Below are 13,705 nucleotides of genomic sequence, written 5' to 3'. Positions count from 1 at the left end.
TACCTTTGTATATCATATACAACTTAAAAAAACGAAAAACCAACCTCTGAGTCCTAAAGGTTGGTTTTTCTGCTAAATAAGAAAGTTAGTTGTAGATGCCTCACGGCGTCTTGAGTAGTTTGCTCAAATGATAAAAAATTATTCATAATGGACAATTAACTTAAAGGTGGTTTGGTGAATAGAGTGTAACTATTATTGATTATATTTCAACATCAAGACTTTATAGGGTCACTCGTCCTTCTAAGGGAATGACGTTCTTGCAGATTTAGATAAATTTGCTCTATCGATAAAGGATATGGACTATTCATTAGACCATATTTTCTTTTGAAACAAAGTAGGTGATTACGTGTTTTATTCATCTTTCTATACTCCCTTTTCTTACACTTTCTATCCTTATTTTGTTCCTTCTTTCGAACGACCTACTGGATTTGTACTCGATTCTAATGGGGAAATTAATAGTTGGTGGGGGAATTATCCATTGGGGAATCCAGCTAAAGCGCCAAAGTATTACGGTGCGGGAGGAGCTCCTATTTCTGGATCCCTCGTGCCTTTTAGTTTAAGAGGTTATTATTAAACTATAAGTAGCTAAAAGGTATTATTTGAGGACTATTATTTCATGCTTGTTGCTACTAACATGTCTACTGATTTAATTTATATTGGTAGTATAGGAGGGAAATAAAAATGCCATCTGTTGTAGGTGCAGTTAATATTTCTAGTTTGTTTGGTTCAGCACCAACCGTTGAATTTGGTGATTGCTTTAAAATTTCACCTAAAGCTACTGATATAACAAAAGTAGGGGCTGGATCAGGTAATATAGGTAACTTTATGAATATTACAAATGAAAAAAGTTCAACTAATACTAAGAATGATAGTATATTCAGTCAAAATATTGCTGGTAATTTATAATAAAAAGAGGTTGCTTTATTTATGTCGATTGTTCATTTTATGTTAACTAAAGATGTATGCCATATACAGCTTAAAAACAGAAAAAACTCCTGTGACCTGTTCAGGAGTTTTTTTTGCTACATTATTTAACCAAAGGACTGAAGCCTCACGGCGTCTTGAGTAGTTTGCTCAAGATGTTATTTATTATTCATTTTTATAATTATTAAATAAAAAGAAACAGACTTGTTAGGAAGTCTGCAACTGCAACAAGAAATAAAGCTATTTATATACAACAGGTATTGTATATGATCCAACGAACTTTAGCAGTCTGCCCTATTGAGGATATTCTATACTTTATTGATCTTATGTTAACTAAACATGTATACCATATACAGCGTAAAAACAGAAAAAACTACTGACCATGCTCCAGTAGTTTTTTCTGTGAATAGTGAGTAATTAGCAGTTGTTTTTAAAATCATATATTGACCTCTAGATTATAGTTTGTTCAAGATAGTAAGAACTTATGTACAGAAAAGAGAAAACCCTACTAAACATGGACAGTAGGGTTTTCTTTTAGACTATTCGTAGTACACAATGAAGAATTGAGAATGAACATCTCTCCATCTTTTCAATAGTGTGCTCAATTAAAATATAAATCATTCACATAAATGTATCAAAAGCAGGCTTAAGCCTGCTCTTATAGCCTTTAAGGCTATTCTGAGAAAGCCCATTATGGTAACTAGATGTATATATATTATACATTTTATTTCATTTTGTTTGGTATACGAATAAATTAAAAAAGAATCAAACGAAAGGATGAAATTAATGTGAAATGTCAACTTTCTTATTATAAAAAAGTATGTTACAGGAAAGGGAGGCGTAAAACTCGTTACTGTAAGAGAATATCCCATCAGTGTCATAGCTCTACGGTTGTATCTCTTCTTCGAGTTACTTATTGTGATGCTGGACCTTGTTGTTGCTCACTTCAAGGTCCTCAAGGCCCAGAAGGTCCCCAAGGTCTAGAAGGTCCCCAAGGTCCAGCAGGTCCTCAAGGCCCAGAAGGTCCCCAAGGTCTAGAAGGTCCCCAAGGTCCAGCAGGCCCCCAAGGTCTAGAAGGCCCCCAAGGTCCAGAAGGTCCCCAAGGTCTAGAAGGCCCCCAAGGTCCAGCAGGCCCTCAAGGTCCAGAAGGTCCCCAAGGTCTAGAAGGCCCCCAAGGTCCAGAAGGTCCCCAAGGTCTAGAAGGCCCTCAAGGTCCAGCAGGTCCTCAAGGTCCAGAAGGTCCTCAAGGTCCAGAAGGTCCCCAAGGTCCACCAATTACGGGACCAATAGCAACAACTAACCTATTATATTTTACTCTTTCGGATGGACAGAAACTTGAGTATACAAACAGTGATGGTTTATCACAATACGGATCAACTCAGATATTATCACCAAGCATAGTTTCTTATATTAACTTGTTTATTAATGGCATTCTCCAACCTCAAAGTAGCTACACAGTTGAAGAGGGAAAATTAACTTTGGATGAGGCCCCTTCAGAGGACGCACCAATTACTCTTCAGTTTATAATTATTAATTAATGAAATGTATTATATATACATTATGCTCTGTTTTATGGAGGAAAACCGAAACAAACCGATTTTCCTAAAAGAGAATCGGTTTGTCTTGAGTATAAAAAAGGACTAGTTGACTACAACTTCAATAAGGATTGGAGTTCCTCCATCAAGTACATCGCCACCTGGAATAGTTATAGTAGTAGTAGTAATGGTTGAGGTATCAGCCGTTTGAGGCTGCGCGTTTATATATAAAACATAATAAGCAAATGACCCTGGAAATACTGTAGCAGCCGCACCAGTATCATCCGTAAAAGCTGTTGCCGCAATTGCAAATGTGGCACCAGTACCTGTACCATCCCCTATTGTGGCAGAAAACTTTCTTGAAGCCATAAAAGGTTTGACAATAGGCATCTAGATTCACCTCTTTTCAAATATATTAGGACAATTCTTCAGAGAAAATACTTGTCCTTTTATTAGTTTATTATTTTATTTTTTTATGGTAACGGTAAATTATCTAATAAATAAACACATTTTATAAGAATTTTGATACGTTTAAATTGACTTCTACTCTTGTGTAAAAGTAGGAATTATCACGTTTCGTTCGAATACTAGTTACATACTTTTAAAATGAAAGTGGAGGCTAGTATAATGCTAGTAAAAGAGATATTAAATAAAATTATAGTAAAAGAAATAACGATTAAAGAATTAGCTGATATGTACAATGTAAGTACTCGTACTATTCAATTAAAGATTAAGAAATTAGGATATGAGTGGGACAATAAGCAAAGTATTTATCATTATGTTGGGGAAGATCCAGAACCCTTAAACCTTGATTTTAGTACACTTATCTCTAAAAATAAGAAAATACTAGCAAAACAAAAGCAAACTAACAGTGAAATAGCTAGTACTATTGAAAGTAAAAGCAATAGTGCTAGCAACTTGAAAGCTAGTACATCTGCTAGCAAAGTAGATGCAATCGATATCTTGCTGCAGAATCCAAAAGACCGTTCCAAAAGAGTATATAGAGGATTCTATTTTGATGATGACGTTTTAAGTATTATTGATCGAGTTCCTAAGAGTTATAAATCTGAATTGGTGAATGAAGCTTTGAGAAAAGTATTTAAAGAAAAAGGATTATTAGACTAAAAAACTCACCTGCATTTTAGGTGAGTTTTCTTGCTTATTTTACAAATAGGGTTTGCAAAAATGTAGGATTTGGTAGAAAATTAGATATAAGAAAAAGCCCTCAAGTTTTCGAGGACTCCGAGGACTTCTTCTTACAAATTATTTAGGAAGGAATTAACCTTCTGTTTTTGAATTCATTATAGATACATTCTATCACAAGGGGTTATATTCTTTCCAGTGAAAATTGGAGGAATACTAAGTGAAAAAAGCTTTAGACCAAGCAGAGAAAAAAGCAAGAGTACGAGATTCAAGGATTGAAGAACTAATTGGTCAGGCAGAGGTTGGTTTGTCAGCAGATCAACAAAAAACATTATTAGAAATCTTACATAAGACTACTGGAGATAATTATTTCATCGGTAAGCGAAAGAAAAAAACTGATGGGGTGAGATTTGTGCAAATACTGATGGAAAATTATAATTATTTAAGTCAAATAAAGTACTTATCTAATGCACAAAAAGCATTTTTACTAGATTTAGTTCCCTATGTTGAATTTAAAACAAATATTCTTATAGAACGCCCTGAAGAAGACTTAGAAGAGGTAAGCGAGAATTCGGCTTCACCTAGCTATTTAGCAAAAAAACTTGAACGAGACCGTTCAACAGTATCCCTTATGATGAATGATCTTATGAAGAAGGGCATTTTAGCTGTTGCTGAGAGTGGTATGACTACAGAAGATGGTAGAGTATGTACTAGCAGGACTTGGTTTGTAAATCCTAATATTATGTGTTGTTCAGCAAGAGATGATGTAGATAAGGCAACACAAAGAATATTTAAACGCTCTCTAAAAAATTTCAAGGTTGAAGGAAGCTCTAAGAAACATCAATTACCTATATATTTATTTTAAAAAGCAAGGGGAAATTTACCCCTTGCTTTTTTTGTTTATGTCTTTTTTTACATTTTTTAGGTGTTGGTTTTTCCCAACACAGGTGTTGGTTTTTCCCAACACCCCTTCCTCTATAAACGTTGATATAACAACATTTTTGCACTTGTCCCTTCTCACTCTATTTAAATAGCAATTCGCCGATAAAATTGCAAGGGTCTTTTTATACTTTTTTCGTTAAAATTACAAAACTAAAATGGCTATTTAAAATACAAGGTTCGAGTAGTATTTTTTAAGAAAATCGCTTAAAAAATCTCCACTCTTTTCTCCTTGTATTTTAAATTTCGGCAGGCGTGGTTATATCGCCAAGCCGAACATACCCAAAACGAAGTTAAAGATGCTCGGCTTGCGACGGCCATTATACCTGCCGAACCGCCAGAGCAACTGTCCAAAATTCTACTCTTTTTCATAATGTATTTACACTATTTTTAAAGCCAGCCTCACACCCCAAAACGAAGGCGGCCACGTGATTCTAAAATATAAGTCTAAATCATCTTTTAAAAGGAACTTTTCTTTTATATATCGAATGACATATCATAGGACATAGCAGGAGGTTGTGCGATATGTCAGGTGACACAAGGAAGCAGCAAAAGGTTTATACAGCAAGGGAAGTAGCTACCCTTTTAGCGATACAGAACACTACTGTTCGTAAGTATTCTCAGCTGCTTGAAAAAGCAGGGTACCATATCCATAAAAATGAGTTGGGCCACAGAGGTTTTTTTGATAAGGATGTAATAATTTTACGTAAGATTAGAGAGTTGATAAAGCACCCTGATATGTCACTGGATCAGGCTATAAATGCAGCAATATCAACGGTTGGCGAAGACGATGTGTCAGACCGTGACACAGAGGAATTAGTGACATATCAGGGGACACAACAGTATGAGCAATTACTAAAACAATTTGAAGATTTTAAAGAAGAACAAATGAAATTCAACCAAGAACTACTGAAACAGATCCAACAAAGAGATGAGTATATTTCGAAGAAATTAGAGACTAGAGATCGTGAACTTTTAGATGCTGTTAAAGGAATGCAAGAAACTCAAAAACTTATTGCTGCCAGTGAAGAAAAGAAAAAGAAGTGGTGGGAATTTTGGAAATAAAAAAAGACTGCTGGCTATTTAGCAGTCTTTTTTTATTTAAATGATTTGTTTCCGATAACATCTTACTCTCTACTTATATTATAACCCTATCTGAGGATTATTTATAGACTGTTTTTTCACTCATGTCCTGTCTTATACTGTTATACGCAAGTCTAAAAATATAAAGGATGTGGCTATATGAATGACAAAAAAAATGTCTTAGATCCTGGTCCATTTTTTCATGGTACTAAAGCAGAGCTGAAAATTGGAGACCTGCTTGAACCATTGTACTTATCCAATTATCAGGATAAAAAATCTAACCATATCTATTTTACTGGAACATTAAACGCTGCTAAATGGGGTGCTGAATTAGCAAGATCTAATTCTAAAGAGAGAATTTATATTGTAGAACCATTAGGCGATTTTGAAAATGATCCGAATTTAACTGACAAAAAATTTCTGGGAAACCCAACACGTTCTTATAGATCTAAATCTCCTTTGAAAATAGTAGCTGAATTAGGTTCATGGGAAAGACATTCCGATGAAGAAATAAATCATATGCTTACATCTTTAAAAAAGTTAACTGAAGAAGGAAAAAATGTAATATACGATTGATTCTCACATTATTAAAACTCTAGTTGAATGCCAAATTAAAGACTTAACTAATTTATCATTATAAGCAGAATTTAAAAAAGTGCCTGGGTAAACCGAGATGATTTCAGATCATTCCGATTTGCCCAGGCACTGAATTTTTATATGGCCGCCCTTTTGTGGGACTAGTTTCCACTGTAACAGAGATAACTGTGGTGAAAAATAAAGGATTATGAGAGATAATGTCCTGATTCTTAGAGTAAACATATAGCATACATACAATGAAGACCGCCTTATAGACCGATACATAATGGGCGGCCTTTGTTGTGACTATGACTTAAAGGAGGAAACCTTTATTAGTAAAAATAGAAGTTTTCTACTGATGGCCGTCGTGATAAATCTTGCTATATGGATCTTTGTTCAGGAACAAATGACAAATACCAAAGTTGAACAGCCTATTTTATCGATTGACCAACCTACGATGTGTAAATGAATAATGTGTATTTAAAAAGCAAAAGGATATCCTTTTGCTTTTTATTTTTTAAAGCGGCCAGGCTACTATGACATATTTTCAAATGAGCATATTGGGCGCGAAGCGGCAGCCGATACGCTTATTTTCATAAATAAATACTTTCAGGGCAAACTAAAGGATATGGTTTATATGCTATGGAGGTAAGGAATTTGAATAAGAAAAATGATACTAGATTAACCTCTTCAGAAATTACAAGTCTGTGGGTTCAGTATATCAGGGAAACGATGGCGATTTGCATCAGTAAATATGTATTAGCAACTGTTAAAGATCCTGAAGTTCATTCTCTTTTTGGATTTTGTTTAGAATTATCTCAAAAACATCTCAAAGTGTTAAAAAAAATCTTAAATGGAGAGAATTTCCCTCTACCAAATGGTTTTACAGATAAAGATGTAAATTTGGAAGCTCCACCTTTATTCACGGACTCACTTTGGTTACATTACATACATATTATGACCATTCATGGATTATCAGGACATAGCATGTCATTCAGTAGTTCTATTCGGAAAGATATTAGGGATCTTTATTATCAATGTAATATGGACGCGATGGATGTTTATAACAGATCAATTGATATTCTCTTATCTAAGGACCTTTATGAAAGAGATCCTTATTTTTCAATGCCCCAAGGTGTTGAGTACATAACAGAATTAGGATATGCAATGGATATATTGGGGAAGAAAAGGTCTTTAAATTCGATGGAGGCAGGAAATATATATACTGATTTAAAGAAGAGTATTTCTGCAAAAAGCATTCTTCTTGGATTTCAACAGGTAGCCCAAGATAAAAAAATACGTAAGTTTATGGATGATGGTCTAAATTTAGTTAATAAGCATATAGGTCTTTTTTCTTCACTGTTACATGAAGGAGGCCTCCATACCCCACCGTTATTAGATAGGGAAGTTACAAATTCTAAAATCGCACCTTTTTCAGATAAACTAATGCTATTTCATGCCGGATTTATGTTTAATTTAGCTATGATATATTATTCGGTTACTATGTCTGTCAGTATGAGAATTGATGTAGTAGGACACTGTGAGGCATCGATTCTAAGAGATTTAAAACTTACTACCAGTTGGGGAAATATTATGATTGAAAGAGGATGGATAGAAAAGCCACCAGAAGCAAGTGATCGAAAGGAATTGCCTAATAATTAAGTATTAATTGTATTAAAGAAACAGACGTAGCAAAACAAAGTTTAAGGATTAAAAGAATATATATTATTCAAAAGGTAATTCTAAGAAAAAATAAATGTAGGAGATTATACATGGAAAAATTAATATCTGCAGAAATGGGTAAACTTTGGGCTACATATATGGGTAATAGTATGTCTACATGTATTCTAAGCTACTTTCTTAAACATGTTGAAGACCAAGATATAAAAAAATTATTGGAAAATGCTCTAAACTTAAGTAAAGAATTTCAGAAAATCATAAAAGGTATTTTCATAAAAGAGAACTTTCCTATCCCTCATGGTTTTACAAAAGAAGATGTTAATCTTGACGCTCCAAGATTATTTGAGGATGAGTTCTATGTATATTATTTAAAGTATGTATCTAAAGTAGGACTTAGTCTTTATAGTGTAGGAATCCCTTTAATATATAGAGAGGATGTAAGGGATTTTTCCCTTTATTGTATGGAATCAACTATAAAATTGGTGGAAGATATAAAAGATATTTCAATGAATAAAGGGTTAGCTATTAAATCCCCTGTTATTCCAACACCACAAAAAGTAAATATAGCACACAAAAATTATTTAAAAGGTTTTATTGGAGATGTTAGGCCCTTACATGCATTGGAAATTGCTCATTTATACGATAATTTAGAGACCAACCTGGCAAGCAAAGCTTTAGTAATGGCGTTTAGTCAAGTTACAAAAACGAAGAAGGTTAGAGAATTATTTGTAAAAGGAGAAGAACTAACTGATAAAATAGTTGAAGATTTTATACAAAAACTTCATCATGATAATTTGCCTTCCCCCTCATTAATTGATCATTTAGTAACAACTTCAACACTTTCTCCTTTTTCTGATAAATTAATGGTATTTCATAAAATGGATATGTTTTCAATGAGAGTACGAAACTTTGGAAACTCAATGGCTGTAAATGGAAGACGAGATTTAGCCCTAATGTATGCAAAATCTTTAAAGGATATATCGGATTTTGTTAATGATGCAGCGGATATAATGATAGAAAATGGGTGGATGGAAACTCCACCTGAAGCTGCGGATAGAGAAGATATAGCTTCAGAGTAGGAACTAGGCCATTGTCAATGGTAAGCGGACCGTAGGGAGCATTAAGGAATTGACAATGTCACTACACAAAAGACCCTCTTGGCACTCAAACAAAACCCGTTTGTTTGACGCCAACCGGCGAGGGAGCCCCCTCAAAAAAGTGAGGGGGTTGGGGGAGTTTTTTGGATGGGGTTAAGGGGAAGACTTCCCCTTACAGGTGGTGGACGGCGTCCACGGTCTTCATGAAAAAGGGCATCCGATGAGGATGTCTTTTTTCATTTTGGCGGAGCCAAACACAGGGAGGAACACCGACCGCCACCTCGTAGAGCGCGCTCCCAATTTTATCGAAGATGAAAAATTGGTGTAGTGCGTTACACCAAATCTAAAGTTGTGGTATGCTAGACTCAAGTACAGTGGTCGAAATGGGGGATTGAGGGATGGCCAAATATGGGATTATCCGCATGCAAAAGTTCCACAAAGACGCAATATTGGGGATCCAAAAACACAACCAACGAGAAGGCGAGAACAGTAAAAATAAAGACATCGATTCAACCAGAACGATGCTCAACTATGATTTTGTGAATGAGGACAAAATTAAGTATCACGAAGAAATTAAGAAGATGACGGCCACCCGTGTGAAACGAAAAATTCGGAATGATGCGGTCCTAGTGGCAGAATTCTTTGTGTCGGCCAGTCCGGAGTATATGCATGGGATGTCGCCAGAGGAGCAGCGCAAATATTTTGAAGCATCACTGGATCATATTGCAGGTAAGTATGGCCAGCAGAACATTTTATATGCCGTCGTACATAACGATGAAGCCACGCCACATATGCACGTGGGTTTTGTACCCATCACGGAGGATCGACGCTTGGCGGCGAAAGAGTACTTCCATGGGAAAACGAAGATTCGTAGAATCCAGGATGACTTTCACAACTACATGAACAAACGTGGGTATGACATTGAGCGTGGCGAGCCGAGCGAGCTGCAGCATAAGAGTGTTCATGAGTTTAAGAAACAAGAACGCGAAAAAGAGCTAAAGCACTTGCAACAACTAGTGGCTAACAAGGAAAAAGAGCTTCAACAGATGGACAATTTAGTCGAGTTAAAATCAGCACCACCCGTTGAGATACGTAGCAAGAGACGGATCGAAGAGTTATGTAGCCAACCTCTTGAAGTAGAGGCGGCCAAGAGTGTCATGGGTTCCAAAGTAAAGTTGGAAGAAGCAGATTTTCATGAGCTTATGATTCTTACAAAAGAGTTGCAACAAACATTGGCGGCCGAGCATGAGCGTACCCATGCATTGAGTCATGAGGTGGATCGCTATGATAAAGAGAATAAGGCATTAAAGCATGATTTGAGCGAGACAAGGCAAGAATTAGAAATATACGTGGCGCATCAAGATGGCGAAGTGGAGAAGGCCAAAAAACAAATGCGTCAGAAGCTGGTGCGTGATTTTTCAGCTGAGCAAAAGGAAAACGTCAAAGATGAAGTTAAAAGAGAACTAGATAAGCAATATGAAGCTCATATAAGCTCTCTCAGCGACGATTTAATGATTGAGAAGCAGAAACATAAGAAAACGAAAAAAGAGCTTGTACAGGCAAATGAAGTGAATGAGAGCTTAACGAAGATGAATCTTGATTATATAAAAAAATATGTGCCAAAAGAAGAGTTTGAAAAAGCGAATAAGCAAATTAATGAGCTGAAAGAAGAGAATAAAACATTAAAAGCCTGGAAGGAAAAAGCCTTGAATTGGATTGATAAGAATCTAGAAAGGATGAAACAGATTTCATTTTTTCAATATGTTGGTGGAATTCAAAAACGAAATAAAAGACAAGAGCAAGAAATAGAGAGATAAATGAAAATAAATTCAGCTAAGAACAGCAAGTATAACATCAATTTGAGTGACCAGTATCTCTTTTAAACTAGAATCAGTACAGGTGGAGTGTTGATCTAGTAAAAATAATAGTTCTCTATTGAATAAGAAAAGTTCGTCTCTGGTCAACATAATATTTCTCCCCTTATTTAAGATTCTTTATAAGCATAAAAAAAGCTACCTGATTTCTATGAGCATTGGCTTTGCATAGAAATCAGATAGCTTTTTTACAGGGTTCACATATATAAAAATAAAAGCAATATAAGCGTAAATTAACAATATCACTTTTTTACCATAAACACTATATCGTTCCAGAATAAACAAAGGGCAAGAGATTGAAAGATAAAATTCCGTTGTAGAAAGACATTTGTTTACTGTAAGATATTTGTATACAAATAAAAAGATAAAACTAATACAAGGTTGACGATTTTAAAAATAATCAATCTTGTATTAGTTTTGCGATTAAAAGTAAATGGGTGAGGGGTATATTGGAGTCTCATAAAGTAATTTTAAAAGAAGCTTTAACAGTTGAGATTGAAAAAGAGAGAAAGTTTTTGATTGAAACGGCATTTAAAGAGGGGTTTACAAGTAGTAATACGGTAGAAATTAGTCAATTTATAGATGATATGTTAAATGAGCTGGAAAAAATTAAATAAAGGAAACAGGATGCATAATAAAAAAAGCTATTTCAATCGTATTGGCATTGGAGTGAAATAGCTTTTTTTACTTTACATTCAAGAGTGTTCTAGTTAGTCATAGATATCTTTATATGTGAATTATATCACAAACTTTTCAAGTTGTGAAGATGAAAATCGAAATTTGTATGACAAGTTTTGAAATAAAGAAGGAAATCTCTTTTATATGCTTTTCTTGCCCTATAAAATAAATATGTGATAGCATTTGGACATACATTCTAAAATGTATACCTAGAAACAGGCGCTTTTCGTAATAGAGAAGCGTCTGTTTTTATTTGAAAATAAATAAAGAGCAACCTCATCTTTGTCATAGGAGAGTGAGGTTGCCTTCAAATACGTTGAAATCTGAAGTAATGACTGCCAATGTAACATGTTTTTTAACATATTTACTATTTTTAATGTGTTGCTGCATATGTATAAAAGACAGCTTTTTTATACATTCTTTCTTAACTTATCCTTCAAAGAAAGCCTTTCATATCAAGGATGTATAAAAAGCTGCATACTCCGGAAAAAGAACCCTCGGCGGAACCGTTCTGCGACAAGGGTTCTTTTTTGTGATGTGTACCGGAAAGAGTTGTTATGTAAACTAGAAATGAATACGATATACAGCGTAAAAAAACGAAAAAACTACCTTAGGCTTAGGAGAGATAAGGTAGTTTTTTCTGTTATATAATCCAGTCAATAATTTTTGATACCTTAAGGCATCTTGTGTATTTTGCTCAAGTTCGTAAGAACTTATGTCTAATCAGTAGTTTTTTCTTCATGGGATATAGCAACTTCATCTTTATAGTCAAAATCTGCTTTTTGACTAATTTTCCCTTCTTCAAAGACTACTTGGAATCTAATCTTTTTAATATTGTCCCAAGATCCTCTACCAAATAGAAATGGATTCATTTCATAAGTTCCAGTTCCTTTTCTAATCATAATCCCTTCTTTAACAAGTTTATTGATGTTGTTATTTAAACTTTGAACTGTATTAAACCCCAATTCTTCAGCCATTTGTTTTTTTATGTATGCATTTAAAACAACGATGTTATCATAGGCCATTCTTTTTAGAAGAACGTTTAATGTCTTCTGAATACCACTTGATAGGTTATTTATCTGTAAGATATTATCTAAATAAATTTTTACGTAATCAGGTTCTTTGGAAACGTACGATTCTTCGATATGTCTTTGAAATAGCTTTTCTCCATCATCATTAGTAACTGTTTCTTTAACTTCCTTATTGATCTTTTTTCTTTGTGTATCTCCGATTAAGTCCTTTTCCCAAGTTTTCAAATTCACACCTCTTTTATATTATAATTTATAATCTGTATCATATTATAAAAATTAGATAATTTCAAGGTGTCTTGTTTACTTTTATAATCTATTTCAGATTATATTTTATAACAAATACGATTATTATCTGTAACGTATGTAATTATAACTTATAATAAATACGATTATAGTTTATAACGTATACGATTATAGTTAATTCACGGCAATGTTGTTATATCAATGTTTATAGAGTTTTATCTCTTCTTTTCTTTTATTTTATGTACATGTTTTTTGTGTTGTTTTGTTGGGTTCGGGAAAGAGACATTATGTCAACTAATTTTGTATAGGATATACAGTCTGAAAAAAGAAAAAACTACCCTATACTAGGCAGTTTTTTCTCAATTAGTATCCATAACCATCAGTGTAGAAATCGTCTCTTGGGTAACAACGGCGAACCCATCTACATTCTTGAACCCAACGACAGCGAGGGGGACGAGGGTGGTGATAAGGTTGGTGGTAAGGCTGTTGATAGGACTGAGGCTGTTGTTGTCTGTAAAAAGTATCATAATGATAAAACTGTTGTAGATCATTAGGGTTTATTTCAGGCTGTTGATGATAATACAAGGTAATCTCTCCTTTGACTTTTCTCCAATACACTATATGTTTAAAGAAAGAATAAATATGGACTTATACCTAGAAAAACGAGCCTGACTTTAGGTATTTAAACTAAGTAATACAGGTAAAGGTAATGTTTGAAAAGCTTCCTTTTTATATAAAATGGAGAGTTTGTTCTGATAATCGTGATTATGTTAACTACCTTTGTATATCATATACAACTTAAAAAAACGAAAAACCAACCTCTGAGTCCTAAAGGTTGGTTTTTCTGCTAAATAAGAAAGTTAGTTGTAGATGCCTCACGGCGTCTTGAGTAGTTTGCTCAA

Annotated in this window: 12 protein-coding genes; 10 read left to right on the top strand and 2 right to left on the bottom strand. The window is 34.3% G+C overall.

Going from position 1 to position 13,705, the window contains the following annotated elements:
- The first annotated feature begins 681 nt into the window (after positions 1–681).
- Positions 682–906, top strand: a complete 225-nt coding sequence (locus tag ACN6NE_RS30810) for a spore germination protein (RefSeq protein ID WP_129707881.1) — start codon at positions 682–684, stop codon at positions 904–906.
- Positions 907–1,712: 806 nt separating this feature from the next.
- A complete protein-coding gene (locus tag ACN6NE_RS30805) occupies positions 1,713–2,462 on the top strand; it encodes a DUF4183 domain-containing protein (RefSeq protein WP_474329382.1) in 750 nt (249 codons plus the stop codon).
- A 102-nt stretch (positions 2,463–2,564) separates the two neighbouring features.
- Here the strand turns inward: ACN6NE_RS30805 and ACN6NE_RS30800 are convergent, their stop codons facing one another.
- Positions 2,565–2,849, bottom strand: a complete 285-nt coding sequence (locus ACN6NE_RS30800) for a DUF4183 domain-containing protein (protein ID WP_474329380.1) — start codon at positions 2,847–2,849, stop codon at positions 2,565–2,567.
- A 237-nt stretch (positions 2,850–3,086) separates the two neighbouring features.
- Between ACN6NE_RS30800 and ACN6NE_RS30795 the strand changes: the two genes are divergently transcribed.
- The 8 genes from ACN6NE_RS30795 (at position 3,087) to ACN6NE_RS30760 (ending at position 11,468) form a co-directional block, all read left to right on the top strand.
- The gene (locus ACN6NE_RS30795; protein WP_474329378.1) at positions 3,087–3,584 is read left to right on the top strand and encodes an HTH domain-containing protein; all 498 of its coding nucleotides are present in this window, start codon (positions 3,087–3,089) and stop codon (positions 3,582–3,584) included.
- A 238-nt stretch (positions 3,585–3,822) separates the two neighbouring features.
- A complete protein-coding gene (locus ACN6NE_RS30790; protein WP_474329376.1) occupies positions 3,823–4,467 on the top strand; it encodes a MarR family transcriptional regulator in 645 nt (214 codons plus the stop codon).
- Between the two features lie 599 nt (positions 4,468–5,066).
- The gene (locus tag ACN6NE_RS30785) at positions 5,067–5,606 is read left to right on the top strand and encodes a DUF3967 domain-containing protein (protein ID WP_129707862.1); all 540 of its coding nucleotides are present in this window, start codon (positions 5,067–5,069) and stop codon (positions 5,604–5,606) included.
- A gap of 177 nt (positions 5,607–5,783) precedes the next feature.
- Positions 5,784–6,200: an NAD(+)--rifampin ADP-ribosyltransferase gene (gene arr, locus ACN6NE_RS30780; RefSeq protein ID WP_474329374.1), complete on the top strand. Its 417-nt coding sequence runs from the start codon at positions 5,784–5,786 to the stop codon at positions 6,198–6,200.
- A 657-nt stretch (positions 6,201–6,857) separates the two neighbouring features.
- A complete protein-coding gene (locus ACN6NE_RS30775) occupies positions 6,858–7,862 on the top strand; it encodes a DUF3231 family protein (protein WP_129707865.1) in 1,005 nt (334 codons plus the stop codon).
- A gap of 110 nt (positions 7,863–7,972) precedes the next feature.
- Positions 7,973–8,959 (top strand): DUF3231 family protein, encoded by a 987-nt coding sequence (locus ACN6NE_RS30770; RefSeq protein ID WP_129707868.1) that lies wholly within the window; start codon positions 7,973–7,975, stop codon positions 8,957–8,959.
- Between the two features lie 416 nt (positions 8,960–9,375).
- On the top strand, positions 9,376–10,794 hold the full coding sequence (mobV, locus tag ACN6NE_RS30765) for a MobV family relaxase (protein ID WP_474329371.1): 1,419 nt from the start codon (positions 9,376–9,378) through the stop codon (positions 10,792–10,794).
- Positions 10,795–11,300: 506 nt separating this feature from the next.
- Positions 11,301–11,468, top strand: coding sequence for an aspartyl-phosphate phosphatase Spo0E family protein (locus tag ACN6NE_RS30760; protein ID WP_129707873.1), 168 nt, complete (start codon positions 11,301–11,303; stop codon positions 11,466–11,468).
- Between the two features lie 780 nt (positions 11,469–12,248).
- On the opposite strand, the gene ACN6NE_RS30755 is transcribed toward ACN6NE_RS30760, so the two are convergent.
- Positions 12,249–12,791 carry a replication/maintenance protein RepL gene (locus ACN6NE_RS30755; protein WP_129707878.1) on the bottom strand — a complete coding sequence of 181 codons (543 nt, stop codon included), beginning with the start codon at positions 12,789–12,791 and terminating at the stop codon, positions 12,249–12,251.
- Positions 12,792–13,705 lie beyond the last annotated feature (914 nt).

The organism is Priestia sp. 53B2 (genome assembly GCF_056099005.1).
Note: the sequence above shows the minus strand (reverse complement) of the source record. Positions and strands in the feature narration are given on the sequence as shown.

Bases quoted from the DNA above. Each gene is read 5' to 3' on its own strand.
- ACN6NE_RS30810 (WP_129707881.1), top strand. From the start codon at position 682: ATGCCATCTGTTGTAGGTGCAGTTAATATTTCTAGTTTGTTTGGTTCA.
- ACN6NE_RS30800 (WP_474329380.1), bottom strand. From the start codon at position 2,849: ATGCCTATTGTCAAACCTTTTATGGCTTCAAGAAAGTTTTCTGCCACA.
- ACN6NE_RS30795 (WP_474329378.1), top strand. From the start codon at position 3,087: ATGCTAGTAAAAGAGATATTAAATAAAATTATAGTAAAAGAAATAACG.
- ACN6NE_RS30785 (WP_129707862.1), top strand. From the start codon at position 5,067: ATGTCAGGTGACACAAGGAAGCAGCAAAAGGTTTATACAGCAAGGGAA.
- arr (WP_474329374.1), top strand. From the start codon at position 5,784: ATGAATGACAAAAAAAATGTCTTAGATCCTGGTCCATTTTTTCATGGT.
- ACN6NE_RS30770 (WP_129707868.1), top strand. From the start codon at position 7,973: ATGGAAAAATTAATATCTGCAGAAATGGGTAAACTTTGGGCTACATAT.
- mobV (WP_474329371.1), top strand. From the start codon at position 9,376: ATGGCCAAATATGGGATTATCCGCATGCAAAAGTTCCACAAAGACGCA.